This is a genomic window from Pseudomonas sihuiensis (genome assembly GCF_900106015.1).
Lineage (GTDB): Bacteria > Pseudomonadota > Gammaproteobacteria > Pseudomonadales > Pseudomonadaceae > Aquipseudomonas > Aquipseudomonas sihuiensis.
In genome coordinates, this window is sequence record NZ_LT629797.1 from 1,497,726 (window position 1) to 1,521,918 (window position 24,193).

Here is a 24,193-nt window from a genome sequence, read left to right on the forward strand (position 1 = left end):
AACCCATACGCCAAATGACTCGATGCCAGCACGCCATCTGCTGCCCTGCCTGTTACTGGCTGTCTCGACCTTGGCGCAGGCCAATGACCAAGACAACTCAACCGTGCGCCTCGACACCAGCCTCGAGGATCCTTACCAACTGGTGGTAGACGGCGAACTCAGCGGTAGTTCGGTAACTGTACTCGAATGCATCTTCAATCGATTGCAGCGGCCTTATCAGATCCAGCTCACATCGCTGAGTCGAGCCCGGCAGAATGTCAGTAGACGCATCGCCGATGGTTTCTTCAGCTCGGCACCAGACAGCCAGGTCGATGGCTACGCGCAGCTGTCCGCCCCGCTTCTGATGGAGAAATGGTACTGGTATGCCCAGGATTCGCTGATCCTCAACAAGCCGATTTGGGACCGCGAGCTGCGCATCGGCAGCGTGCTGGGAAGCAACAGCATGACCTGGCTGGAGGCTCGCGGCATCGCCGTAGCGCAGAAGGTACCGCGCCTGGAGCAATTGATCGAATTGCTGCAACGTGGGCGCATCGATCTTTTCCTGGCCGATGACAATGCCATGCGTAGCGCCCTCTCTGAGCAGCCACCCCAACAGGCTCTGCAGCGACGCTTCGTACGCTACTCACCACTGGGCGTCTATTTCTCTCACGATTTCCTGCAGCACCACCCTGATTTCCTCAGCGCCTTCAACCGTCAGGTCGAACACTGCGCCCCCAAAGGTAGCGCGCTGACTGACGCCGAAGCCCATTATCTGCGCCAGTTGACCGCCCAGCATCTGAAGCGCTGGGCCTACCATGACGAACTGTTGAACGCCCTTCGCCAGGTAGCCGCGCGCAATACGAGCATGGAGCGCATTAACGAACTGAACAGGCAATGGCTGCGTGAACTCCTGCTTGAGGAAAAGCCACTGATCCGTCGCCTGCTGCAGACGCCGCCGTCACGCCTGCTGGCCAACATAGCGCGTCAACATCACCTCCTGTTCAATGAGATCTTCCTCAGCGACCACTCCGGCCAATTAGTCGCCATCAGCGAGGTCACCAGCGATTATTGGCAAGCTGACGAAGATGACTTTCGACAAGCCATGCGCCTGGCGCCTGGCCAGATCCATATCGGCGATATCGAGTACGATGGTTCGACCCAGAGCTTTCAGAGCAAGGTTTCTGCGCCTATCCACGACCCACGGGATGGGCAGTTTCTCGGCGTGCTCAGCCTGGGCATCAATATCGAGACCGCTTTTGGCGACAACCTGCGCTAAACATCTAACCAGTCGATTGATACCGCGGAAAAACATCATTATTAATCGATGAAGACCTCGGAGAGAATGTGAGCACATTCCTGGAGGTCGTCATGCTGCCCAGTCTATTCATTTCCCACGGTTCCCCCATGTTGGCCCTGGAGCCCGGTGCCAGCGGCCCGGCGCTGGCCAAACTGGCCGCCGATATACCCAGACCCAACGCCATAGTGGTGGTGTCGGCGCACTGGGAAAGCCAGCGCCTGCTGCTGACGGCGGGCGAGCACCCGCAGACCTGGCACGACTTCGGCGGCTTTCCAGCCGAGCTGTATGCCGTGCAGTATCCGGCCCCCGGCGCACCGAAGCTGGCCGAGCAGATCGCCCAGCAACTGAACGACGCAGGTCTGTCCGCACAGCTCGATGCGCAACGCCCCTTCGACCATGGTGCTTGGGTGCCGCTGTCGCTGATGTATCCGCAAGCCGACATCCCCGTTCTGCAGCTATCGCTACCCAGCCGCCTCGGCCCCGAGTTACAGACCCGCGTGGGCCGTGCGCTGGCCAACCTGCGTGCACAAGGCATCCTGCTGATTGGCTCCGGCAGCATCACCCATAACCTGGGCGAGCTGAACTGGCGTGCCGGCCCGGACGTCATCACGCCCTGGGCCAAGGCGTTTCGCGACTGGGTGGTGGAAAAGCTCGAAGCGAACGACGAAGAGGCCTTGCACCATTACCGCCTGCTGGCGCCGGATGCCGTACGCAATCACCCCACCGAAGAACACCTGCTACCGCTGTTCTTCGCCCGAGGTGCTGGCGGTACCTTCACGATTGAGCACAGCGGTTTCACCTACGGCGCCCTGGGGATGGATATCTATCGCTTCGGCTAGCTGCTGTTTTTCACACTATCCCAGGCGATCTGCGCCAGTAGCTCGCGGCACTCGCCCAGCTCGCTCTGGGTGCGGCCAGCCAGCCAGTTGCGCGCCAGATCATGCGTCGGGCCGATTACCACCGAGGCGAAACAGTCATCCGGTAGCGCCTTGAACAGTCCCTGCCGACGGTACTCGGCGAGCGCCGTGAGAATCTGCGCAAAATGCTGACGATTGGCTTCGCGCAGTGCATCGCCCATTTCCCCCGCTTCGACCCGACTACGACTGTGCAGGATGAAACGCGCCCAATCAGGATTGGCCACCACCCAGTCGATGTAGCTGGTCACCAGCAACTTGACGCAGGCCTCGGCGCTGGCCGCGCTGGCAAATCCGCGCTGCAGCAGGTCGGCGTATTGTGCGGTGCCGGCCAGATAGAGCGCGGCGATGATCCGCTCCTTGTTGCCGAAGTGGTGATACAGACTGCCGATGCTCGCACCAGAACGGTCACGGATCATCTCGATGGTGGTGACATCGACACCGTGCTCGGTGAAGCAGGCCAGCGCAGCCTGCAGGATCTCGTCTTTGCGTGATGGACGGGCCATGCCGCTCCTTATGACTAGAATATTTTTCTAGAATAACTTTCCAATACTCGTATACTGCTCCGGCGCGCGCTCATCTTCAATCGCAAACACGCAGGAGAGAGTCATGAGTCAGATGTTGCAGATGTTCCAGCAGGCCGGCGCTGCCCAATTCAGCGCGATGATCGGCCAGGTCGCCCCCTACTTCGCCAGCATCGCCCCGCAGATGGTCGAGCTGCGCCCCGGCTATGCCGAGGTCCGCTTCGCCAAACGCCGTGAAGTGCTGAATCATATCGGTACGGTGCACGCCATAGCCCTGTGCAATGCTGCCGAGCTTGCCGCCGGCAGCATGACCGACGCCTCCATTCCTGACGGTTGCCGCTGGATTCCCAAAGGGATGACGGTGGAATACCTGGCCAAGGCCGACGGCGACATCCGCACGGTGGCCGATGGCAGCGCGGTGGATTGGGATCAGACCGGCGACATCAAGGTGCCGGTGATGGCCTACGTCGGTGACAAGCCGGTGTTCCGCGCCGAAATCACCATGTACGTCAGCCAGGCCTGAAATGCAGAGGCCCGTCATCGACGGGCCTCTGATCCACTCAATCGAGTCGCACCAGTACGCGACCGACCATGCCGCCAGCCAGTATCCGTTCGATGGCCGCCGGCAGCTCTTCCAGACCGACTTCCTGGCACAGCGCCGAGAGATCGAGCTTCCACTGCAACGACAGCTTGTCCCACATCGACGCCTTGACCACCAGAGGCAGCTCCACCGAATCCACGCCAAGCAGGTTGACCCCGCGCAGGATGAACGGCAGTACGCTGCCCTGGAAGCCGACGCCAGCAGTCAGCCCGCAACAGGCCACGCTGCCGCTGTGGCGCAGCGACTTGACCACATTGAACAGGATGTCGCCACCCACTGTGTCTACCGCTCCCGCCCAGCGTTCCTTGAGCATCGGCCGCTCACTACCTTGCTGCAGCTCTTCGCGGCTGACGATCTCGTCAGCACCGAGACCACGCAGGAAATCGCCCTGTTCGGCCTTGCCGGTCGCGGCGGCTACGCGATAACCGAGCTGTTTGAGCAGCACCACGGCGATGCTGCCAACGCCGCCCGTGGCACCGGTGACCAGCATGGTGCCGGACTCCGGCGTAACACCGGCCTGCTCCAGCTTGTCCACGCATAGCGCGGCCGTCAGGCCGGCGGTGCCGAGAATCATCGCCTCGCGCAGCGGCAAGCCTTGTGGGCGCTTGATCGCCCAGGCGGCCGGTACGCGGATGTACTGGCCGAAACCACCGGCAGTGTTCATGCCCAGGTCGTAGCCAGTGACGATCACCTCGTCGCCCACGGCGAACTCGGCCACGGCGGACGCCTCCACCACGCCAGCGGCGTCGATGCCCGGCGTATGCGGATACTGCTTGGTGACCCCGCGATTGCCGCTGGCCGACAGCGCATCCTTGTAGTTGAGCGAGGAATAGCGCACGCGGATCAGCAGATCGCCTGCCGGCAGATCCTCGATCTGCCGGGCTACTACCTGGCGCCGAAAACTGCCATCGGCACCCTCGCTGACCAGCAAAGCCTTGAATTCAGTCATCACCTTCTCCTCTTGTCGTTGTTCGGTGGCGTGCTCTTACCAGAAACGTTGCTGATTGAGCCTGCTCAACCAGGTCAGGACGAAGCGATCTGCCGCCATGCTGGCCGCCAGCCCGACACGCTCCTGCAAACTCTTTTTATGAGCGAAATGCAGATGGAACAGCTCAGCCTCGGCGGCGCGCTCGGCCAGGTACTGGTCGCTGGTCTTCAGTTCGTCAACCAGCAGGCGCTCTTGCGCCGCCATGCCCAGCCAGACCTCACCGGTGGCGATGGCATCGATGTCCAGCTGAGGGCGGTAACGGGCAACGAAGCCCTTGAACAGTTCGTGGGTGGTCTCCAGGTCTTCCTGGAATTTCTCCCGGCCCTTTTCGGTATTCTCACCGAATACGGTCAGCGTGCGCTTGTATTCGCCGGCCGTCAGCACCTCGAAATCGATTTCGTGCTTCTTCAGCAGACGATGCACGTTAGGCAACTGCGCCACCACGCCGATGGAGCCGAGGATGGCAAAAGGTGCACTGAGAATCTTCTGGCCGATGCAGGCCATCATGTAACCGCCGCTGGCCGCTACCTTGTCCACGCACACCGTCAGCGGGATGCCCGCATCGCGGATACGCACCAGTTGCGACGAAGCCAGGCCGTAGCTATGCACCATGCCGCCACCACTTTCCAGGCGCAGCACCACTTCGTCCTCGGCCTTGGCCATGGACAGCAGCGCCGTCACCTCATGGCGCAGGTTGTCGGTGGCTGAGGCCTTGATATCGCCATCGAAATCCAGCACGAACACCCGCGGTTTGCTGGGCGGCGCTTTCTTTTCCTGTTTGGCCGCCTTGGCCTGCGCCTTGCGCGTGGCCTTGAGCTGATCCTTGGACAGCACGCTGTGCTCCAGGCGCTCGCGCAGATCCTTGTAGAAATCATTGAGCTTCTGCACCTGCAACTGACCACTGCCGCGCCGCCCTCTGCTGCGCGTGGCGGCGATCGCCACCAGCACCACGACGATGGCGACCACCAGGGTCAGGGTTTTCGCCAGAAAGCTGGCGTACTCGCTAAGAAACTCCACGGATCCCCCTTGGACAATGCAGCGGCGCCTGAGCGCACAAAGGCCCAAGCATACCGGCGCAGCGCCTCGCCGGCCAAGCGCGGCAGCACTGCACAATGGACATACAAGCAATTCAAACAAGCGTATGTTTTTTCGTTGACAGCCCCCGAGCTTCCTCATACCCTCGCGAAACATTCAACGTGCCGGGACCAATACGGACGTGGGCAGCATCTATCTGATTCGACATGGCCAGGCCTCATTCGGTGCAGACGACTACGATGTCCTGTCTCCCGTCGGCGTGCGCCAGGCCGAAGTGCTGGGCAAGCACTTGGAGCAACTCGGCATCAGTCTCGATCGTTGCGTCAGTGGCAGCCTGCGCCGCCAGCAGCACACTGCCTACGCCGCCCTGCAGCACATGAGCAGGGCGCCGGCGCTGGATATCGACGAAGCCTTCAACGAATTCGACGCCGATGCGGTGATTCGCACGCTGCTGCCGGATCTGCTGCCGGAAGAACCCGAAGCCCTGCATATCCTGCGTAACGGTGCGCAGAACCGCGCCGAGTTCCAGCGTCTGTTCGCCAAGCTGATCGGCCGCTGGATTTCCGGGGAGCATGACAACCCCGGCCTGCAAAGCTGGCAGGCCTATGTCGAACAGGTCGAAGGCGGTCTGCGGCGCATCCTCGAACAGGCCACCAGCAAACAGAATATCGCCGTGTTTACCTCCGGCGGCACCATCACCGCCCTGCTCCGCCTGATTACCGGCGTCCCGGCGGCAAAGGCCTTCGAACTGAATTGGCAAATCGTCAATACCTCGCTCAGCCAGCTGAAATTCCGCGGCAGCGAGGTAAGTCTGGCTTCCTTCAACAGCCATGTGCATTTACAGCTGCTGAAGGCGCCGGAGCTCATCACCTACCGATGAGCTCCAGCCCACTGCGGCCGTGAGGCTGCGCGAAAAAACCGAAAAAGGATAAGACCATGAGTGTTGCTGACATCGCCCAAACCATGCAGTCCAAGTTCAACGCCAGCGCCGCTGCAGGCCTGGATCTGGTATTCCAATTCAACATCGAAGATGGCGAGAACTACGCGCTGATCGTAAAAGACGGCACCTGCGCCCTCGAGCAAGGCGACAACCCGAACGCCAACGTGACCCTGATCATGGACAGCGAAACCCTCAAGGGCATCGTCAGCGGCGAAACCGACGGCATGCAGGCTTTCATGGCCGGCAAGCTGCGCGCCGAAGGCGACATGATGCTGGCGATGAAGCTGGGCGAACTGTTCCCGGTCTGATCGGCGAGCTGAGCGCAAAACACGAAAACCGGAGTCCTGGCACTCCGGTTTTTTTTTGCCCGTGATTTGCGGCCAAGGTGACAAACCGAAATGACTGATCAGGCAGTTTGATCGAGGTGCAACACGCCCGCCTATAACGGCGCGTATTGCTTGTGACAGCCTGAGCACAGCATTAGATTAACCAATTATCTAGGGCACCCATCATAAGCAGAAGGGATAAGCATGGCGCTCACCGACCAATCCACCCGCATCCGCACTGGCGAAGAACTCGATGCCGACGTCATCGACGCTTATCTGAAAGCCAATATTCCGGGCCTGAGCGGCACAGCCAAGATCAGCCAGTTCCCCGGCGGCGCTTCGAACCTGACCTACCTGATCGAATACCCGCAGCAGGAATTCGTCCTGCGCCGCCCGCCGTTCGGCCACAAGGCCAAGTCGGCCCACGACATGGGCCGTGAGTACCGCATTCTCAACCAGCTCAACGCTGGCTTCCCTTACTGCCCCAAGGCTTACGTGCACTGCACCGACGAGTCGGTGATCGGCGCCGAGTTCTATGTGATGGAGCGGGTCAAGGGCATCATCCTGCGTTCGGAGATGCCGGCCGAGCTGAACTTCAGCGCCGAGCAGACCAGCACGCTGTGCAAGAGCTTCATCGACAAGCTGGTCGAGCTGCATAACGTCGATTACAACGCCTGCGGCCTGGGTGATCTGGGCAAGCCCGAGGGTTATGTCGGGCGTCAGATCAAGGGCTGGAGCGAGCGCTACGAGAAAGCCCTGACTCCGGACGCACCGACCTGGGAGCCGGTCAAGGCCTGGTTGAATGACAAGATGCCGGCCGATCACCACAAGCCGGGCATCGTGCATAACGACTACCGCTTCGACAACGTGATCCTCGACCCCAGCAACCCGATGCAGATCATCGGTGTGCTCGACTGGGAGATGACCACCATCGGTGACCCGCTGATGGACCTGGGTAACACCCTGGCCTACTGGATCGAGGCCGGCGACCCGGCCCCCGTACAACTGATGCGTCGCCAGCCGAGCAACGCGCCGGGCATGCTTACCCGCCAGCAATTCGTCGACTACTACGCTGAAAAAGCCGGCATCGAGATCAAGAGTTTCGACTTCTACTACACCTACGGCCTGTTCCGTCTGGCCGGCATCGTGCAGCAGATCTACTACCGCTTCTACCACGGCCAGACCCAGGACAAGCGCTTCGCCCAGTTCATTCAGATGAACAAGCTGCTGGAGCAGATGTGCCTGCAGGTCATCGGCAAATCCACTCTCTAACCCCGGGGTAATCACAATGTCCAAGACCCAACTGTTCGACCTCGACGGCAAGATCGCCTTCGTTTCCGGCGCCAGCCGCGGCATCGGCGAGGCCATTGCCAAGCTGCTGGCTCAGCAAGGCGCGCACGTGATCGTCTCCAGCCGCAAGATCGAAGGCTGCCAGGCCGTGGCCGACGCCATCGTCGCGGAAGGCGGCAAGGCCACCGCCATCGCCTGCCACATCGGTGAAATGGAACAGATCACCAATGTCTTCGCGCAGATCAAGGAACAGTTCGGTCGCCTCGACATCCTGGTCAACAACGCCGCGACCAACCCGCAGTTCTGCAACGTGCTGGATACCGATCTGGGCGCTTTCCAGAAGACGGTAGACGTCAATATCCGCGGCTACTATTTCATGTCCATCGAAGGCGGCAAATTGATGAAGGCAGGCGGTGGTGGCTCGATCATCAACGTCGCCTCGATCAACGGCGTATCCCCCGGCGAATTCCAGGGCATCTACTCGGTGACCAAGGCCGCGGTGATCAGCATGACCAAGGTGTTCGCCAAGGAGTGCGCGCAGTTCGGCATTCGCTGCAACGCGCTGCTGCCGGGCCTGACCGACACCAAGTTCGCCTCGGCACTGACCAAGAACGACGCCATCCTCAAGCATGCCCTGCAGCGCATCCCGCTCAAGCGCGTGGCCGACCCGAGCGAGATGGCCGGCGCGGTGCTGTACCTGGCCAGTGAAGCATCCAGCTACACCACCGGCGTGGCACTGAACGTGGACGGCGGCTTCCTCTCCTGAGGCCAGACGGCATAAACGACAAAGGCACCTCAGGGTGCCTTTGTCGTAAACAGGATAGGCCTAGCGCAGCGCAATTGTAGGGTGGGCCGGGCGGCGCTCCGCTTCAGCCCACCAATGAAGATCGCGGTGGGCTGAAGCCCACCCTACGTCACCAACGCGAACGCCAACTTCGCTCCCCTCTCCCGCCCTTCACGCACCCTCCCCATCAAGCGGGAGAGGTTCATCAATTTTTGTAGGGTGGGCTTCAGCCCACCAATGACTCTGCAATGTGGGCTAAAGCCCACCCTACATCCACCCGCCCGGCCGCTACCAATCCTTCAGCGCGGCTTCGGCCGCAGGGTTCATCGGCTCAGCCAGCAGGCCGGTCGGCGTCAGGCTGACGCTGTACACCGCATCGGCGGCAATTGGCACAGAGTGTGTAAAAACTCTTTCTTATCGTGCGTGCTTCAGCCCATTGCTCCTGGGCGTGGCGACTTCCCGATTATTTACCAGGATCAGCGCCGGTAACGCTTCAGAGCGCGTATGAAGCGCTTTGGCACCTCTTTGGGGCAGTAAAAGCCGGGCTTTTACGCCGCCATCGCCTTCAACAAGCCTTCGGTGCCGATGATTTTCATCACCCGCTTCAAGTTATAGGCGAGCACATTCAAGCTCATTTCTGCGCTCACCCCGTTCAGTTTTCGAGTCAGGAAGTGCGTTGCCCCCATCCATTGTTTGAGCGTCCCGAATGGATGCTCAACAGTCCGCTTTCGAACCCGCATCATCTCCGGTGCTTGGTTCAGCCGGCGTTGCATTTCCTCCAGCACAGCTTCATGTTCCCAGCGCCTTACTCGACGATTTGTGCTTGGCGTGCACTGGGTTTTCAGCGTGCAACTCTGGCACTTTGAACTCCAGTAGCAGTGCATATTCATGCCTTTCTCAACGCTGGAGAATCGCCAGATCAGTGCCTCTCCCGCCGGGCAGGTGTATTCGTTTTTCGTCGAGTCATACACGAAGGCATCTTTGTTGAATCGGCCATCAGCCTTGGCGCTTGAAGTCATTGGCTTAGGCACGTAGGCCGTGATGTTTGCGTCGTGACAGGCAAGGATTTCTTCACCCTTGAAGTAGCCTCGGTCAGCCACCACGGACAGCGTTTCTGCGCCGACAGCTTCACGAGCCTGCTTCGCCATTGAACTGAGTTGGTCACGGTCTGAACCGCTGTTGGTGACCTCATGAGCAACTATTAAATGGTGCTGCGTATCGACAGCCGTCTGCACGTTGTAGCCAACGATACCGCTGCCGCGCGTCATCATCGAACGGGCATCCGGGTCGGTCAGCGAAACCTGTTTGTCAGGGGAATCGTTGAGCTGAGTTTCGATCCCCTCAAGCTCTTTCATCTGCGATTTGAGCTTGGCGATTTTATCTTCCAGGCTGGCAATGTCTGGCGCGGAGGCGCTAGGAATCTGTCGATCAGCCGCATCGAGCGCAGCCAAATAACGGCTGATGCTCGCCTCGATTTCTTCCATGCGCCGCTTCAGTTTGGCGCTGGTGAAATTGCGGTCACGGTTGTTCACTGCCTTGAATTTGCTGCCGTCGATGGCAACCAGGTTTTCGTCAAACAACCCCAACTGCTGGCAGAGCAAAACGAACTGGCGGCAGACGCCGCGAATGGCCTTGCTGTTGTCTTTTCGGAAGTTGGCGATGGTCTTGAAATCGGGCGTCAAGCGCCCGGTCAGCCACATCAGTTCAACGTTGCGCTGAGCTTCTCGCTCAAGACGGCGACTCGATTGGATGCGGTTCAGGTAGCCGTAGATATAGATCTTTAGCAGGACAGCGGGATGGTAAGCAGGTCTGCCGGTTTCGGCTGGAATGACGCCATCAAAACCTAGCTTGGCCAAGTCGAGTTCATCGACGAAAACGTCAACCACCCGAACCGGATTGGTATCGCTGACGTAGTCGTCGAGGCTTTCGGGAAGTAAGGTGCTTTGACCTCGGTGTTCACCCTGGATAAACCGTTTCATGGGCATCCCTTGCGATGAGACTCTTGGAAATTATAGCAAGGGTTTACCGGGGGCGTTTTTACACACTCTGGGCAGGTAGGTGACGCGCAGCGCCTGCGGGTCAAACAGCAGCAGGTCACGTTGACTCAGACGCAACCAGCGCCACAGGTCCACGCCATAAGGGCTCTCGGCCAACTGCACGCGACCGTGTTGCGCCAACGCCTGCTGCTCGATGGCCAGAAAACGCCCGGACAGGCGTTCCAGACGGTAACCCGGCTCAAGACCAATCAACTCGGCCAGGCCTTTCCAGCGAATCAGTCGGCCGTCGAGTTGCCACATGTCGCCCTCGAGCGTGACAGTGCGCTCGCGCCCCCCTTCGAGCAGCGTCACCTGATAACGCTGCGGACCATCAGCCTTGAAGCTCAGCGTCACCAGCGGCTTGCCCGGCTGCAGCGGCTCGTAGGCATACAGATCGTAAGCCACCAGACCGACCAAGCCGGCCAACGCGAGAAATGCCAGACCACAGGTGCCACGCAACCAGCCGAGGAACCAGCCCGTATTGAGCAGAATGCGCAATGCCACCAGCAGCGCCAATACGGCCAACAGCGCCACGGCCCAGGCCAACCCGTCGTATTGCATCGATTGCGTTCCTTCTCTGACGAAATCCCGGCATTATGCGCAGCTCTCCCCACGACGAACAGCCAGCGGGCTGCGCACTCGCCCACAAGTCGACACTTTATATGCCATTCGCTCTCGAGCTCGCCATCGATCCCAGCACGCTAGCCATACTCGCCCTGGTCGCCTTCATCGCCGGCTTCATCGACGCCATTGCCGGTGGTGGCGGCCTGCTGACCATCCCTGCTCTGCTTACCGCAGGTCTACCGCCGCACCTGGTGCTGGGCACCAACAAGCTGTGCGCCACCTTCGGCTCGGGCACCGCGGCTCTCACGTTTTATCGCCGCAAGCTGTTCGACCCGAAGCAATGGCGCAACGCGTTGCTGGCAACCCTGATCGGCGCCCTGCTCGGCGCCGTCATCGCACACTGGATGCCGGCCGCCTGGCTCAACCAGATGCTGCCGGTGATCGTCTTCGCCTGCGGTGTTTACCTGCTGTTCGGACGTATGCCGGAGGCACCAGCCGAACACGACCTACCGATAGCGCGCGGTCGGCAATGGCCTCAAGGGCTTGGCCTGGGACTCTACGATGGGGTGGCGGGCCCCGGCACCGGGGCATTCTGGACGGTCAGCAGCCTGCTGATGTATCCACTCGATCTGGTGCGTGCCAGCGGCGTGGCGCGCACCATGAACTTCGTCAGCAACGCGGCGGCGCTGGCGGTGTTCATCGCCTTCGGTCAGGTAGCCTGGGTACTCGGCCTGAGCATGGGCGCCGCTTTGATGGTCGGCGCCTTTCTCGGTGCGCGCACCGCGATCAAAGGCGGTTCGAAGTTCATTCGCCCGGTGTTCATTACGGTGGTATTGGCGCTGACCACACGCCTGGTCTGGCAGCACTGGGTCGCGTAGGGCGGGTGCAACCCGCCACAGCATCGATTTGGCGGGTTACACCCGCCCTACGGCAGACTGGGCTCAGGCAAGCCAAGACGACGCGCAACGTAAAGATCGATCAGATGGCGGGCGATGGAACGCGACGCTGGCAACGGCGGCAAGTCATCGACACGAAACCAGCGCGCATCCTCGATCTCGTCTTCTTGCATGATGATCTCGCCACTGGCGTACTCGGCGTGGAAGCCAAGCATCAGCGAATGCGGAAACGGCCAGCCCTGGCTACCGATGTACTGCAGGTTTTTCACCTCGACGCCGACTTCCTCACGCACCTCGCGCGCCACGCAATGCTCCACTGACTCGCCCGGCTCGACGAACCCGGCCAGGGTGCTGTATACGCCGGTGACGAACCGCGGTGAACGTGCCAGGAGTATCTCGTCGCCCCGTGTGACCAGTACGATCATGCTCGGCGAAATGCGCGGATAGTGCTGCGATTCGCAGCTGTCGCACCGCATCGCCCGCTCGCCAGGAAGCTGGCGCGTCGGCGCACCGCAACTACCGCAATAACGATGCTCGGCGTACCAGGTGCCGATCTGCGCGGCGTAGGCCAGCATGCGAAAGGTTTCCGCGTCGCCCTGCAGCATGAACTGACGCAGGCTCTGCCAGCTGCAGCCCTCCAGCGTCGCCGAGGGCTTGAGTTGCAGCAGGTAAACGGCATCGTCACCGAAATGACCGATACCCTGCTCGCCGAGAATAGGCAGGTCCTGGCGCTTGATCCAATCACGCGGGAACAGCACGCCATTGCTGTCGGCGAGAAAGTGCTGCTGGTTATAGAGCAGCGCCCAGCCGCCAGGCTGGGCAGGATCGAGAAAGGTATTGCGCCAGACCATCAGGCTGCCACCGGCATGCCCAGTGCCTTGACGCTTTCTTCAGCCAGGTCGAGCACGCTGGGACGGGTTTCAGGACGCATCACCGCGCCCGCTTCCAGGTAGTACTCGAGGCTGCTCAAAGCATCAGCCAGGGTTTCCAGCATCTGCTCCGACGGCATTTGCGCCGACTCGAGCATGCGCGCCTGGATATAGTCGGCACAGGCACCGACCAGTATCGCGGCACGGCGCTGCTCGAGAAACCACAAGCCGCCACGCACGGCCTGCAGGCTGAACGGTACGTTGGACAGGTGCATCTTGTCGCCAGCCGACTCCAGATACGCGGTGATCGCGCGCTTGGCCAGAGCCAGACCGGCCTGGGCCTCGTCGACCACGACGATACGGGCTTCGTTGAGCTGATGAGTGGCGAAAGAGTCGGCCTCATTGCCCGGCTCGACGGCAGCCGGCCTGATATCGCGACCTTCGCCACGTTCCAGGCTGGCCACCATGCCTTCGACATAGAGCACGGCATCGGCCAGCTTGTGCAACTGCTCAGCCTGTGGCGGCGTGTCTTCGCTCCAGGCAGCGACCAGCGGCAACTGCGCGCCGAGCGAGTTGCCGGCAGAGTTCAGACCGACCATGCCTAAGGTCTTGGCCAACTTGCCCAGCAATGCATGCAGGGTGCCCAAGGTTTCGCCTTGCAAGGTGCCGCGCTCGAGCAGGTCGAGCATGTCCTTGACGCTGGCCAGCTCTTCGCGAATCGCCGTGGACAACGAACGCATCACCGCCTGGCCCGGCCCTGCCAGGCGCCGGTATTCCTCTTCCAGCAGGTGGTCGGTGAACGGCAACGGCGTGAGGCCGAACACTCCGCGCATGGCGCTGGCGTGCGGGCCGTGGCTGTCAGCCAGCGCGACCAGATACAGCAGCTCTTTCAGCAAACTGCGCGGTGCTTCGTACTGCGGGTTGCCGAGCATCAGCTTGAGTTCGCGATCGACCCGCGAGAACAGCTGCTTGCGCGATTTGCGTGGCAGCAGTTGACCATCGCACTGCGCTTCGATGGCGGCAGCGCCAATCCAGCACATGCGCCCACGCGGCTCATTGGCGAACAGGCTGTCCAGGCGCGCCATCGCACGCACCATCAGTTTGAGGCTGGCCTGCGGATTCTGCTCACGAATGAAGCCCAGCAGCCCTACCTGATACATGTGACGCAGGCGCTTGCCTTCGCTCAGTTTGGCCGCGCCATCGAGTGGCTGGGTAGCTGTATGTGGCCGCGCATGATCGAGGCGCACGCTGAAGAAGAAACTTTCCGGCAGCGGCTGCTGCGCGCCAGCCTGACGCAAATCGTTGATCGCCGGCAGCAGCAGTTCAGGCATTTCCTGGCGATGAGCGTCGACGTTTTCCAGATAACGGCGCAGCACATGCAGGGCATTGCTCAGTGCCGAGAGCTGCGCGTCGCGCTCCTCACCTGCTCCGGCTGGAATATCGGTCGCCTGATCCAGCACTTCCTGGGCCAGCAACTCGGCACCGGCCAGCTCGATCAGGTTGAGCGTGCCGCGCACCTGATGAAGGCTTTCCACCGCCTGCTGCAACAGGCTGCCGTTATGCCGCTCGGCGATGAAATGCTCCAGGCTCTGCTCGGCCTCTTCCATGGTGACGAACAGCTCGTCGCGCACCAGATTCAGGGATGTGGCTCCACTTACCATGCTCTAGGCCTCGCAGCGAACATCAGCGAATACGGCATCAGTCGGCGAACTCCGGCTTCTGCTTGGTCATGTGCGCCGCCATGGCCAGGCGCAGGTCTTCCGACTGCAGCATGGCGGCATTCCAGGTAGCGATATATTCAAGGCCATCATCGACCCGGTGATCGCGCATGTAGCGAATCATTTCCTTGGTTCCACGCACGGCAATCGGCGACTTGGCAGCGATTTGTGCGGCAATTTCCATCACCCCGGCCAGCAGCGCTTCCTGATCTTCGTAGGTGCGATTGACCAGGCCGATGCGCGCAGCCTCGTTACCGTCGATGGTGCGCCCGGTGAAGGCCAGCTCACGCATCATGCCGTCGCCGATGATGCGCGGCAGGCGCTGCAGGGTGCCGACGTCAGCGGCCATGCCCATGTCGATTTCCTTGATGGAGAACTGCGCATCGACGCTGCAATAGCGCATGTCGCAGGCGCTGATCAGATCGATGGCGCCGCCAATGCAGTAACCCTGAATGGCAGCCAGCACCGGCTTGCGGCAGTTGTCGACGGCGTTGAAAGAGGCTTGCAGCTCGAGAATCTTGCGCCGCAGCGCCGAGGCATTACGACCAACATCCTTGCCCAGCTGGGCCCCGACCGAGGCCAGCAGCATCAGGTCGATGCCCGAAGAAAAGTGTTTGCCGGCACCGGAGAGCACCACGACACGCACCGCATCGTTGTCATCGACCCACTGAAAGATCTCGATGATCTCGCGCCAGAAGTCGGCATTCATGGCGTTGATCTTGTCCGGACGGTTGATCTGCACATGGGCGATCTTGTCCGCCAGCTCGACGCGGAAGGCTTTGTAGTCGGACATGGCAGGCATCCTCAGCCGCGGCTCGGCAGCACAGTAACAATTTTGTGATTAATAACCGAGCAACTATAACAAGCACGCCATAAAAGTCGATGCTTGCCACTGTGACGCAGGGCACGCCCCGGACGTTAACAACCGCTTTGAATGTCAGAGATAAGAGATTGATCTGCCGAGGATCTTACTCCCCGACAGACCCACAACAGGTTTACTCCACCAGGCAATCCACGCAGTACTCACCCGCTTCGGTTTGCAAGCCGTGCACGTCGATATCGAAACCCGGGAAGGCCTGATCGAAGGTCCGCGCGAAGGCCAGGTAGTCGAGAATCGAACGCGTGGCGGCAGTGAAGCGCTCGCCTGGCATGATCAGCGGAATGCCAGGCGGGTAAGGCACCAGCATCACAGCGGCGATACGTCCCTGCAACTGATCGATGGGCACCGCCTCGACCTCGCCGCGCACCAGGCGGTCGTAGGCATCGGCAGGTTTGATCGCCAGCTCGGGCAGCGCCGTGTACATGCTTTTCAGCGCCTTGGCCGTGGCGTTTTCGCGGTAGCAGCCATGCAGCGCATCGCACAAGTCACGCAGGCCCATGCCCTGGTAGCAGCCCGCGCCAGCGTGGGCGATGGAAGGCAGCACGTCGATCAGCGGCAGATTGGCGTCGTAGCTGCGCTTGAACTCCAGCAGCTCGGTCAGCAGCGTGCTCCACTTGCCCTTGGTGATGCCCATGGAGAACAGCACCAGGAAGGAGTACAGGCCGGTTTTCTCCACCACCAGGCCGCGCTCCCAGAGAAACTTGCTGACCACCGCTGCAGGAATCCCCTGCTGCTCCAGCTTGCCGGCTGCATTGAGGCCGGGCATCACCAACGTGACCTTGATCGGATCGAGCAGCACATAGTCATCGGCCACTTCGCCGAAGCCATGCCAGTCGGCGTCCGGTTGCAACACCCAGTCGGAGGTCTTCAGGCTGTCGGCGCCATCGGCCTCACCCGGCTGCCAGATACTGAACCACCAGTCCTCGGCGCTCAGGTTGCGCCGCACATTGGCCAGGGCACGGCGGAAGCTCAGCGCCTCGTCGAAGGTTTCCTGGATCAGCGAACGGCCGGCAGGTCCTTCCATCATCGCCGAGGCTACATCCAGCGAGGCAATGATGCCGTATTGCGGCGACGTGGAGATGTGCATCATGAAGGCTTCGTTGAAACGGTCGCGATCCAGCTGCCGCTGCCCGCCGTCCTGCACGTGAATCATCGAGGCCTGGCTGAAGGCCGCCAGCAGCTTGTGCGTTGAATGGGTGGTGAACACCAGCGGCGAGCGCTCGTCGTACTGGGTGCCCATGCCATAGCGGCCAGCATAGAACTCGTGAAAGGCGGCGTAGGCGTACCAGGCCTCGTCGAAGTGCAGTACTTCGACCGAATCCCCCAGCGCCTGCTTGACCATCTCGGCGTTGTAACAGAGCCCGTCATAGGTGGAGTTGGTCACCACCGCCAGCTTGACCTTGGGCGCACGACCACGCGCCAGCGGGCTGGCGTCGATCTTGGCCTGGATCGATTCCTTGCTGAACTCAGAGAGCGGAATCGGCCCGATGATCCCCAGCTCGTTACGTTCCGGGCAGAGGTAAAGCGGAATCGCGCCGGTCATGATGATCGAGTGCAGGATCGACTTGTGGCAGTTGCGATCCACCAGCACCAGGTCATCGCGACCGACCATCGAATGCCAGACGATCTTGTTCGCCGTCGAGGTGCCATTGATCACGAAGAAGGTGTGGTCGGCGCCGAAGTTGCGCGCCGCGCGCGCCTCGGCCTCGGCCAATGGTCCGGTGTGATCGAGCAGCGAGCCCAGCTCCGGCACCGACACGGACAGGTCGGAACGCAGGGTGTTTTCGCCAAAGAACTGGTGGAAGGCCTGGCCCACCGGGCTCTTGCGATAGGCCACGCCGCCGCCATGACCCGGCGTGTGCCAGGAATAGTTGGATTGCGCGGTGTGCTGCACCAGCGCCTTGAAGAACGGCGGTAGCAGCCCGTCAAGATAGTTGTGCGCCGCGCGCGCCACCTGCCTGGCGAGAAAGGACACAGTGTCTTCGTAGAGATAGAGGATGCCACGCAGGTGGTTGAGATCGGCCATGGCCTCGGCCGGCGCGTTCTCGATAGTGACCTGCTCGCCCAGGGCGAAGATCGGCAATTGCGGCGCCCGCACTCGCGCCACGCGGATCAGCTCGACCATGTCCTGCAACAGGCGGCTGTTCTCCCCCGCCCCCTCGGCCGCCACCAGGATGCAGGCCAGACCGTGGTGAGTGGACGCGACGATACGCCCCTCGGCGGCGCTCGCCGTGGGCAGAATGCTGAAACCGTCCTGGGTAAGCTCCTGAGCGATGGCGCGCACGCGATCACCGGCCACGGTGTCGGCCTTGATGTCGCGGTGCACGATTAGGACGGGGAATTTGAGATCTTTATACATTGTGACGTCCTGAAGGCTGGCAGGCTTGGCCTGCCCATCGCCTCAGGTTAGAGGCTCCCCCTGATCGGCGGAACCCCCTGTGCATCACGCTATAAGAAAAGGTCGCAATTGCGCTGTTCGGTTATTCCGGCGCTTTTTCCAGTTGCGCCCATAGCGACGGGCCACCGGCGGATTTCTCGATCACGGCCAGGCGCGCCAGATGCGCTGCAAGCTCCTCTTCGCTGGCACGAATGACGCGAGTGCGCGGACGAGAGGCGTCCAGACGGCGGATCGGCGTGGCCTGCTGGCGCCCGCTGCCATCGCCATCGGCGTCCTCACCGGCCAGAGACAGATTGGTCTGCCCACCAGTCATTGCCAGGTAGACGTCGGCGAGAATCTCCGAGTCGAGCAAGGCGCCGTGCAGTTCGCGGTTGGAGTTGTCGACCCCGTAACGTTTGCACAACGCATCCAGGCTGTTGCGCTGCCCCGGATGGCGCTCGCGAGCCATCATCAGGGTATCGAGTACCGAGCAGTAATCGCTGACGTCGGCACGCTCGCTCTGCCCCAGCAGGGCGAATTCGTTGTTGATGAAACCAACGTCGAACGCCGCATTGTGGATGATCAGTTGGGCGCCTTTGATGAACTCGTAGAATTCATCGGCAACCTCCTTGAAACGCGGCTTGTCGGCGACGTACTCGTTGGTGATGCCGTGAACCGCGATGGCGCCTTCGTCGATTTCACGATCGGGGTTGAGGTAAACGTGGAAATGACGCCCGGTCAGGCGGCGGCCCAGCAATTCGACACAACCGATCTCGATGATGCGGTGCCCGTCAGTGACCGGCATACCCGTGGTTTCGGTATCCAGCACTACGTAGCGTTTGACGGTGTTCTCGGTTGTCACGCCTTGCCTCTCTCATCTAATTCGGGTTGCCGCACATTCAGCGCAGCATCTTAACTCAGGTGCTGTATCACCGCTCAGCGCGCCGCACGCACATCATCGACGCCGCGATTGGCCAACTGGTCGGCACGCTCGTTGCCGGGGTGACCAGTATGCCCACGCACCCACTGCCAGCTCACCTGATGGCGATTCACTTCCTCATCCAGCTTCTGCCAGAGGTCGGCGTTTTTCACCGGCTCTTTCGAAGCGGTCTTCCAGCCGCGTTTCTTCCAGTTCGGCAGCCATTCCTGGATACCTTTCATCACGTACTGCGAGTCGGTCACCAGCTTGACCGAGCACGGCCGGGTCAGCGCGATCAGGCCGGCAATCGCCGCCATCAGCTCCATGCGGTTATTGGTGGTATTGGGGTCTCCGCCCCAAAGCTCCTTCTCCACACCTTTGTACACCAGCAACGCGCCCCAACCTCCGGGGCCAGGATTGCCCTTGCAGGCGCCGTCGGTGTAAATCACCACATCATGGGTTTCAGACATTCATAGACTCTGTACAGAATTGTTTGGCCGGAGCCTGACCGGCAGCCAATTGCCGCAATCAGTTGTCGAGATCGCGCCGACTGACCTTGGCCACCGGCATTGGCAGCAACTTGCCCATCGGCTCGCGACGCGACTGCCGCAACGGGCGCAAGCCAACCACCAGCTTGCGCGCCACCAACAGGTAGAAACCGGCGCCCGGCAACTGCCAGGCATCGCCCCAGCTTTCCATCCGCCGCAGGCGCATTTGCCAGGCCAGCGAAGCGAGCGGCGGACGATAGCACCCGAACCGGCGTTTCTCCAACGCAAAGCCCAGCAAACTCAGCCAGTCGCCGACACGGCTCGGGGCGATACAACGCGCCTTGGCCAAACCGTCCTGGGCAAACAGGCGCCGCACGCCCCAGGCGCTCCAGGGGTGAATACCCAGAATCAACAGATGCCCGCCAGGCCTGACGCTGCGAGCCGCCTCACGCAGCAGACCGTGAGGCGACAGGCTGAAATCCAGGCCATGCTGCAGCAGCACCACATCGGCGGCGTGCTCACCCAAGGGCCAGGATTGCTCCTCACAGACGATCTGCACGCCAGGCATCGGCGCACCAAGGCGCACGTTGTGCTGGATCTGCCCCGCCTTGGGTGGGCCTTCGGCGCCAGGGCCGTAGCTCACCAGATAACCACCGAAAAAGCGCGCCAGCTCTTCTTCCAGCAAGCGCCGCTCTTCCTCCAGCAACAGCTGGCCGAGCGGCCCGGCAAGCCAGTCGCGCGCCTCACCGATGAGTTTGAGCCACTCAGGGTCGGCCTGGGCGAATGCCTGATCAGTCATCGCTGCCTCCGCATGACAGGTTCTGCATGTCCTGTCTAAGATGCACCTTTATCACCAGCTTAGCGACCCGCAATGATCCAGATCGACGCGCTACCCGCCTTCAATGACAATTATATCTGGCTGCTGCAGGAGGCCCGCAGCAAGCGCTGCGCCGTGGTCGACCCCGGTGATGCGGCGCCGGTCATGGCCTGGCTCGAGGCCCATCCTGACTGGACACTCAGCGATATCCTGATCACTCACCATCACTTCGATCACGTTGGCGGTGTCGAGCAACTGAAGACGGCTACCGGCGCCCGTGTCGCCGGCCCGGCGGCGGAAAAGATTCCAGCCCGTGACGTCGACCTCAAGGATAACGATGCAATCGAGCTGCTCGGCCTGCGCTTCGAGGTCATGGCCGTACCTGGGCATACCCTCGGTCATATCGCCTACTACCACGCCGAACAGAACCTGCTGTTCTGTGGCGACACCCTGTTCGCGGGTGGCTGTGGCCGCCTCTTCGAAGGTACGCCGCAACAGATGCACCAGTCGCTGAGCCGCCTGGCAGCGCTCCCCGGTGCAACACGGGTCTACTGCACCCACGAATACACCCTGAGCAACCTGCGCTTCGCCCATGCCGTCGAGCCGCACAACCCGGACGTCAGTGCGCGCCTGGCCGAAGTCGCCCGCTGGCGCGATGAGGGCCGCATCAGCCTGCCGTCGAACATCGAACTGGAACTGGCCACCAATCCTTTCCTGCGTGTTGGCGAGCCTGCGGTCGTCGCTGCGACCAACGGACGCGACGACCGGCAGTCGAGCGAGCCAAGCGCCGTATTCGCTAGCCTGCGTGCCTGGAAAGACAGGTTTTAGTCGCTGAGAAAAAGGTCGACAAGCCCGCAAAAGACCAGATTGAGACTGGTGAAAACTTGACCACCCCCGGCCCGATTCCTAGAATCGCCCGATCTTTTCGCCGGGACATACACCTCACCCAATGCCTTTATCATCACGCAAGCCATTGAATATAAAGGCGTTGGCGCGAAGCTCACGAGCGCTCGCGGTGATGTGCAGCATGATCCTGGCCGGCTGTCAGAGCCTGCCCAGCGATACTCCGGACCGTTCGGCTGATACCTCTCGAGCCGTGGGCCTGGAGCGCGAGCCGGAGTGGCTCAACGACCAGGTCAAGCCGCGCGAATACGCCGATATCTGGGAACGCGTACGCGACGGCTTCAAGCTGCAGGATGAAATCGGCATCAACCCGCGCATCGAACGTGTGCGCCTGTGGTACGCCAGCAATCCAAAACACGTCAATACCGTCAGCGAACGCAGCGCGCCTTATATCCACTACATCGTCGAGCGCCTTGCCGAGCGCGACATGCCGATGGAGCTGGCGCTGCTGCCGGTGATCGAAAGTGCTTACGATCCACTGGCCTACTCCTCGGCACATGCGGTCGGCCTCTGGCAGTTCATTCCTTCGACCGGCCGCCATTACAACCTGCGCCAGACCAACTGGTACGACGGCCGCCGCGACGTCACTGCATCGACCGAGGCAGCGCTCAACTATCTCAGCCGCCTGCATGAAATGTTCAACGGCGACTGGCTGCTCGCCCTGGCCGCCTACAACGCTGGCGAAGGCCGCATCAGCCGCGCCATCGAGCGCAACGAGAAGCTCGGCCTGCCCAGCGACTACTGGAACCTGTCGCTGCCCAAGGAAACCGAGGACTACGTGCCCAAGCTACTGGCGCTGTCACAGGTGATCCTGACGCCGGAAGCCTACAGCGTGAGCCTTTCGCCAATCGCCAACGAACCCTACTTCGAACAGATCGCAATCAAGCAGCACATGGATCTGTCGCGCGTCGCCAAACTGGCCGACCTGGATGAACAGGAGCTGCTGCAGCTCAACCCCGCCTACAAGCGCGGTATTACCCTCGACGGCCCGCAACATCTGCTGGTGCCGACCGATAAGGCAGAAATGCTCAGCGCCAACCTGGCCCTGATGAAACCGCAGGAAATGGTCGACTGGCAGAGCTACACCGTGCGCTCCGGCGATAGTCTGCACGCCATCGCCAACCGTCATCACCTGTCAGTCAACATGCTCAAGGACGTAAACCGCCTGAGCAGCAACAACCTGAGCCTCGGCCAGGTGCTGACCATTCCCGCCCAGCCCGGCGCGCAACCGAGCGAACCGCTGTATCAGCAGCGCAGCGTCGCGCAGAGCGCGAGCACGCGGACCTATCAGGTGAAGAACGGCGACAACCTGTGGCAGATCGCTCGCGCCAACCAGGTCGCGGTGCACGACCTGAAGCGCTGGAACAAGCTGCAGGGCAATGCGTTGAAAGTCGGCCAGGTGCTCACACTGGCAGCCGCCGACAGCGGCGCGCGCGTCGCCAGCACCACTCGCAGCACCGCCACCTCACGAGACAAGGCCACCTACTACCGCGTAAAGCATGGCGACTCACTGTATGTGATCGCCAAGCGCTTCAATATAGACCTCAAGCGCCTGCAGGCCTGGAATCCACGCAGCAGCAAGCTGCAACCAGGGGAAAAGCTGACCCTCTATCTGCCGTGATCAGCGCTTGCTGATCGCCTCCAGGCAACGCCTCGCCAGTTGCGTGAAACGCTGAAACGCCACGAATTGCTCGTGTCGCAGCGCCCGCCCGGACAGCCTGCTGTCGGCATACAGCACGCCGATTTCCCGCGTACCCGCGATGATCGGTGCAATGAAGAACATGCCGGCGCCAAGACTGCGCCGAATCGGCTGGGTCACCAGCTCGGCCAGGTTGTAGCTGGCGGGCACGCCCATCCAGATCGCCTCGCGATGGCGCAGCGCATAACTGAAGATATGCGGCTGCTCCACCTGCTCGGCAGGCAGCACGAAGTCCTCCAGCCATTGCTGAGACTTTTCACCGATCACCCGTTTGGCGCGGAAGCGGCTTTGCCCATCGGCCAGCACCGTGAGCATCACCCGCTCCAGGCCAGCGCCCCGATGCAGGCCTTTGAGCAAGGTGTCGAGCACCAGCCCGACATCGGCCCTGGCATTGACCATCAGGCCGAGATCCTGCAATGCCTGCTGCATCACCAACAGATCCGGCTGCAGCAAACACGCACGACGCTCCTCCTGCTGCTGGCGAATCTGCTCGGGATCGGTATTGGGAATCAGCCGGCACAACTTGCTGGCACCGAAGGTCGAGGCGACCTTGACCGCCTCATCCGCACTGGCCAGCACCTGCTGCAGGGTTTCCTCCGGAGTCAGCTCGATAAACGCTGCGACCTTGCCCAGCACGCCCTCCATTTCTGCACAATCCCAGCCATCCAGCGCCGCCTCGCTGATGCGCACGCCCAACTGTACGGCGTAGGCGGCCGGATCATGCTGGCTGGCGCCCGCCTGGGCGAGGATGGTGGTTTCGCCGAGGTTCCAGCTTTTCAGCAACGCCTGGGTAAGTTGACGAAAGCTGGCACCGAGCACCTCACGCACTGCCTCATCGACATCGACACCGGGGCGCTCAAGGGCATCGGCCAGTTCGTCAGCCTGCGCCCCACCACAGCCCCAGAACGCCAGCTCGCCCAGATGATGGAGCAGCGCAGCGATGAACACTTCTTCGCTGTGCCCGGAAATGACATAGCCAGCCAGGTTGCGCGCCTGCACCGCGGCATGGAAAGAACGCGCGAGTAACATCTGCAACTGCTCACGCGGCGCACGGGTAAGCAGCCCGTCTATCAGGCTCACCGAAAGACTGATCAGGCGTACATTGTCGAAGCCGATCAGTACGATGGCCCGCGAAATGGTCTTTATGGTTTCCTGGGACGGGTTGTAGTAGACGCTGTTGCCGACCCGCAGCACCTTGCTGGTCAGCGCCGCATCACGCAGCAACACATCGGCCAACTGCTGTACTGAAGCAGAATCCTGCTGCGCAAGGCGTTGCAGATCCTGCACCACTGCAGCCAGCGCGGGCAGTTCGGCTTGGTTCAGGCGATCGATCCATGACTGCAAACTAT

At 61.4% G+C, this 24,193-nt stretch carries 23 protein-coding genes; 10 read left to right on the plus strand and 13 right to left on the minus strand.

The window, feature by feature from the left end; all coding sequences use genetic code 11:
• Positions 1 to 22: 22 nt before the first annotated feature.
• Together BLT86_RS07085 and BLT86_RS07090 are read left to right on the plus strand one after the other, a co-directional pair.
• The gene (locus BLT86_RS07085) at positions 23 to 1,255 is read left to right on the plus strand and encodes a transporter substrate-binding domain-containing protein (protein ID WP_092375645.1); all 1,233 of its coding nucleotides are present in this window, start codon (positions 23 to 25) and stop codon (positions 1,253 to 1,255) included.
• 92 nt (positions 1,256 to 1,347) lie between these two features.
• Positions 1,348 to 2,115 carry a DODA-type extradiol aromatic ring-opening family dioxygenase gene (locus tag BLT86_RS07090; protein ID WP_092375648.1) on the plus strand — a complete coding sequence of 256 codons (768 nt, stop codon included), beginning with the start codon at positions 1,348 to 1,350 and terminating at the stop codon, positions 2,113 to 2,115.
• Here BLT86_RS07090 and BLT86_RS07095 read toward each other — a convergent pair.
• Entirely contained in the window at positions 2,112 to 2,696 is a 585-nt protein-coding gene (locus BLT86_RS07095) for a TetR/AcrR family transcriptional regulator (protein ID WP_092375651.1), read from the minus strand. The two genes, BLT86_RS07090 and BLT86_RS07095, sit on opposite strands and share 4 nt — an antisense overlap.
• A 103-nt stretch (positions 2,697 to 2,799) precedes the next feature.
• Between BLT86_RS07095 and BLT86_RS07100 the strand changes: the two genes are divergently transcribed.
• Positions 2,800 to 3,237, plus strand: coding sequence for a hotdog fold domain-containing protein (locus BLT86_RS07100; protein WP_092375654.1), 438 nt, complete (start codon positions 2,800 to 2,802; stop codon positions 3,235 to 3,237).
• A 37-nt stretch (positions 3,238 to 3,274) separates the two neighbouring features.
• On the opposite strand, the gene BLT86_RS07105 is transcribed toward BLT86_RS07100, so the two are convergent.
• On the minus strand, positions 3,275 to 4,264 hold the full coding sequence (locus BLT86_RS07105; RefSeq protein WP_075747956.1) for a YhdH/YhfP family quinone oxidoreductase: 990 nt from the start codon (positions 4,262 to 4,264) through the stop codon (positions 3,275 to 3,277).
• Between the two features lie 36 nt (positions 4,265 to 4,300).
• Positions 4,301 to 5,320: a protease SohB gene (gene sohB, locus BLT86_RS07110; RefSeq protein ID WP_092375657.1), complete on the minus strand. Its 1,020-nt coding sequence runs from the start codon at positions 5,318 to 5,320 to the stop codon at positions 4,301 to 4,303.
• 199 nt (positions 5,321 to 5,519) lie between these two features.
• Here sohB and BLT86_RS07115 point away from each other — a divergent pair, with 199 nt between their 5' ends.
• The 4 genes from BLT86_RS07115 to BLT86_RS07130 all read left to right on the plus strand — a co-directional run bounded on the left by BLT86_RS07115 (position 5,520) and on the right by BLT86_RS07130 (position 8,660).
• Positions 5,520 to 6,218: a histidine phosphatase family protein gene (locus tag BLT86_RS07115; protein ID WP_092375660.1), complete on the plus strand. Its 699-nt coding sequence runs from the start codon at positions 5,520 to 5,522 to the stop codon at positions 6,216 to 6,218.
• Positions 6,219 to 6,274: 56 nt separating this feature from the next.
• Positions 6,275 to 6,586, plus strand: coding sequence for an SCP2 sterol-binding domain-containing protein (locus BLT86_RS07120; RefSeq protein WP_003459932.1), 312 nt, complete (start codon positions 6,275 to 6,277; stop codon positions 6,584 to 6,586).
• A 222-nt stretch (positions 6,587 to 6,808) separates the two neighbouring features.
• Entirely contained in the window at positions 6,809 to 7,876 is a 1,068-nt protein-coding gene (locus BLT86_RS07125; RefSeq protein ID WP_017676744.1) for a phosphotransferase family protein, read from the plus strand.
• 16 nt (positions 7,877 to 7,892) lie between these two features.
• Positions 7,893 to 8,660 (plus strand): SDR family oxidoreductase, encoded by a 768-nt coding sequence (locus tag BLT86_RS07130; RefSeq protein ID WP_055985699.1) that lies wholly within the window; start codon positions 7,893 to 7,895, stop codon positions 8,658 to 8,660.
• Positions 8,661 to 9,226: 566 nt separating this feature from the next.
• On the opposite strand, the gene BLT86_RS07135 is transcribed toward BLT86_RS07130, so the two are convergent.
• Together BLT86_RS07135 and BLT86_RS07140 are read right to left on the minus strand one after the other, a co-directional pair.
• Positions 9,227 to 10,657 (minus strand): IS1182 family transposase, encoded by a 1,431-nt coding sequence (locus tag BLT86_RS07135; RefSeq protein WP_023108662.1) that lies wholly within the window; start codon positions 10,655 to 10,657, stop codon positions 9,227 to 9,229.
• Between the two features lie 30 nt (positions 10,658 to 10,687).
• Entirely contained in the window at positions 10,688 to 11,275 is a 588-nt protein-coding gene (locus tag BLT86_RS07140) for a hypothetical protein (protein WP_092375663.1), read from the minus strand.
• A 101-nt stretch (positions 11,276 to 11,376) separates the two neighbouring features.
• On the opposite strand from BLT86_RS07140, the gene BLT86_RS07145 reads away from it, so the two are divergent.
• Positions 11,377 to 12,156: a TSUP family transporter gene (locus BLT86_RS07145; RefSeq protein ID WP_092375666.1), complete on the plus strand. Its 780-nt coding sequence runs from the start codon at positions 11,377 to 11,379 to the stop codon at positions 12,154 to 12,156.
• Positions 12,157 to 12,203: 47 nt separating this feature from the next.
• Here the strand turns inward: BLT86_RS07145 and nudC are convergent, their stop codons facing one another.
• From nudC to BLT86_RS07180, 7 genes are all read right to left on the minus strand, one after another.
• Entirely contained in the window at positions 12,204 to 13,025 is an 822-nt protein-coding gene (gene nudC, locus BLT86_RS07150) for an NAD(+) diphosphatase (RefSeq protein ID WP_021488946.1), read from the minus strand.
• The gene (locus BLT86_RS07155) at positions 13,025 to 14,704 is read right to left on the minus strand and encodes a hypothetical protein (protein WP_059392447.1); all 1,680 of its coding nucleotides are present in this window, start codon (positions 14,702 to 14,704) and stop codon (positions 13,025 to 13,027) included. Before BLT86_RS07155 ends, nudC begins: the two co-directional genes overlap by 1 nt.
• A gap of 37 nt (positions 14,705 to 14,741) precedes the next feature.
• The gene (locus BLT86_RS07160; protein ID WP_017676738.1) at positions 14,742 to 15,554 is read right to left on the minus strand and encodes a crotonase/enoyl-CoA hydratase family protein; all 813 of its coding nucleotides are present in this window, start codon (positions 15,552 to 15,554) and stop codon (positions 14,742 to 14,744) included.
• Positions 15,555 to 15,756: 202 nt separating this feature from the next.
• Positions 15,757 to 18,000 carry an Orn/Lys/Arg family decarboxylase gene (locus BLT86_RS07165; protein WP_092375671.1) on the minus strand — a complete coding sequence of 748 codons (2,244 nt, stop codon included), beginning with the start codon at positions 17,998 to 18,000 and terminating at the stop codon, positions 15,757 to 15,759.
• A 121-nt stretch (positions 18,001 to 18,121) separates the two neighbouring features.
• Positions 18,122 to 18,880 carry a DNA polymerase III subunit epsilon gene (dnaQ, locus tag BLT86_RS07170; protein ID WP_021488943.1) on the minus strand — a complete coding sequence of 253 codons (759 nt, stop codon included), beginning with the start codon at positions 18,878 to 18,880 and terminating at the stop codon, positions 18,122 to 18,124.
• 74 nt (positions 18,881 to 18,954) lie between these two features.
• On the minus strand, positions 18,955 to 19,407 hold the full coding sequence (rnhA, locus tag BLT86_RS07175; RefSeq protein ID WP_021488942.1) for a ribonuclease HI: 453 nt from the start codon (positions 19,405 to 19,407) through the stop codon (positions 18,955 to 18,957).
• Between the two features lie 58 nt (positions 19,408 to 19,465).
• On the minus strand, positions 19,466 to 20,224 hold the full coding sequence (locus BLT86_RS07180) for a class I SAM-dependent methyltransferase (protein WP_092375674.1): 759 nt from the start codon (positions 20,222 to 20,224) through the stop codon (positions 19,466 to 19,468).
• A gap of 72 nt (positions 20,225 to 20,296) precedes the next feature.
• On the opposite strand from BLT86_RS07180, the gene gloB reads away from it, so the two are divergent.
• Positions 20,297 to 21,070: a hydroxyacylglutathione hydrolase gene (gene gloB / locus BLT86_RS07185; protein ID WP_075747974.1), complete on the plus strand. Its 774-nt coding sequence runs from the start codon at positions 20,297 to 20,299 to the stop codon at positions 21,068 to 21,070.
• A 121-nt stretch (positions 21,071 to 21,191) separates the two neighbouring features.
• Positions 21,192 to 22,766, plus strand: a complete 1,575-nt coding sequence (locus tag BLT86_RS07190; RefSeq protein WP_092375677.1) for a LysM peptidoglycan-binding domain-containing protein — start codon at positions 21,192 to 21,194, stop codon at positions 22,764 to 22,766.
• Here the strand turns inward: BLT86_RS07190 and BLT86_RS07195 are convergent, their stop codons facing one another.
• Positions 22,767 to 24,188, minus strand: coding sequence for an HDOD domain-containing protein (locus tag BLT86_RS07195; RefSeq protein ID WP_092375682.1), 1,422 nt, complete (start codon positions 24,186 to 24,188; stop codon positions 22,767 to 22,769).
• Positions 24,189 to 24,193: the final 5 nt, after the last annotated feature.

Excerpts from the sequence above, each read along its gene's own strand:
- BLT86_RS07165 (WP_092375671.1), bottom strand. The coding sequence starts at position 18,000 with ATGTATAAAGATCTCAAATTCCCCGTCCTAATCGTGCACCGCGACATC.
- BLT86_RS07125 (WP_017676744.1), top strand. The coding sequence starts at position 6,809 with ATGGCGCTCACCGACCAATCCACCCGCATCCGCACTGGCGAAGAACTC.
- BLT86_RS07190 (WP_092375677.1), top strand. The coding sequence starts at position 21,192 with ATGCCTTTATCATCACGCAAGCCATTGAATATAAAGGCGTTGGCGCGA.
- BLT86_RS07120 (WP_003459932.1), top strand. The coding sequence starts at position 6,275 with ATGAGTGTTGCTGACATCGCCCAAACCATGCAGTCCAAGTTCAACGCC.
- BLT86_RS07155 (WP_059392447.1), bottom strand. The coding sequence starts at position 14,704 with ATGGTAAGTGGAGCCACATCCCTGAATCTGGTGCGCGACGAGCTGTTC.
- BLT86_RS07135 (WP_023108662.1), bottom strand. The coding sequence starts at position 10,657 with ATGAAACGGTTTATCCAGGGTGAACACCGAGGTCAAAGCACCTTACTT.
- BLT86_RS07180 (WP_092375674.1), bottom strand. The coding sequence starts at position 20,224 with ATGACTGATCAGGCATTCGCCCAGGCCGACCCTGAGTGGCTCAAACTC.
- BLT86_RS07085 (WP_092375645.1), top strand. The coding sequence starts at position 23 with ATGCCAGCACGCCATCTGCTGCCCTGCCTGTTACTGGCTGTCTCGACC.
- BLT86_RS07100 (WP_092375654.1), top strand. The coding sequence starts at position 2,800 with ATGAGTCAGATGTTGCAGATGTTCCAGCAGGCCGGCGCTGCCCAATTC.
- gloB (WP_075747974.1), top strand. The coding sequence starts at position 20,297 with ATGATCCAGATCGACGCGCTACCCGCCTTCAATGACAATTATATCTGG.
- BLT86_RS07130 (WP_055985699.1), top strand. The coding sequence starts at position 7,893 with ATGTCCAAGACCCAACTGTTCGACCTCGACGGCAAGATCGCCTTCGTT.
- BLT86_RS07095 (WP_092375651.1), bottom strand. The coding sequence starts at position 2,696 with ATGGCCCGTCCATCACGCAAAGACGAGATCCTGCAGGCTGCGCTGGCC.
- BLT86_RS07145 (WP_092375666.1), top strand. The coding sequence starts at position 11,377 with ATGCCATTCGCTCTCGAGCTCGCCATCGATCCCAGCACGCTAGCCATA.
- BLT86_RS07140 (WP_092375663.1), bottom strand. The coding sequence starts at position 11,275 with ATGCAATACGACGGGTTGGCCTGGGCCGTGGCGCTGTTGGCCGTATTG.
- BLT86_RS07090 (WP_092375648.1), top strand. The coding sequence starts at position 1,348 with ATGCTGCCCAGTCTATTCATTTCCCACGGTTCCCCCATGTTGGCCCTG.
- nudC (WP_021488946.1), bottom strand. The coding sequence starts at position 13,025 with ATGGTCTGGCGCAATACCTTTCTCGATCCTGCCCAGCCTGGCGGCTGG.
- rnhA (WP_021488942.1), bottom strand. The coding sequence starts at position 19,407 with ATGTCTGAAACCCATGATGTGGTGATTTACACCGACGGCGCCTGCAAG.
- BLT86_RS07105 (WP_075747956.1), bottom strand. The coding sequence starts at position 4,264 with ATGACTGAATTCAAGGCTTTGCTGGTCAGCGAGGGTGCCGATGGCAGT.
- BLT86_RS07160 (WP_017676738.1), bottom strand. The coding sequence starts at position 15,554 with ATGTCCGACTACAAAGCCTTCCGCGTCGAGCTGGCGGACAAGATCGCC.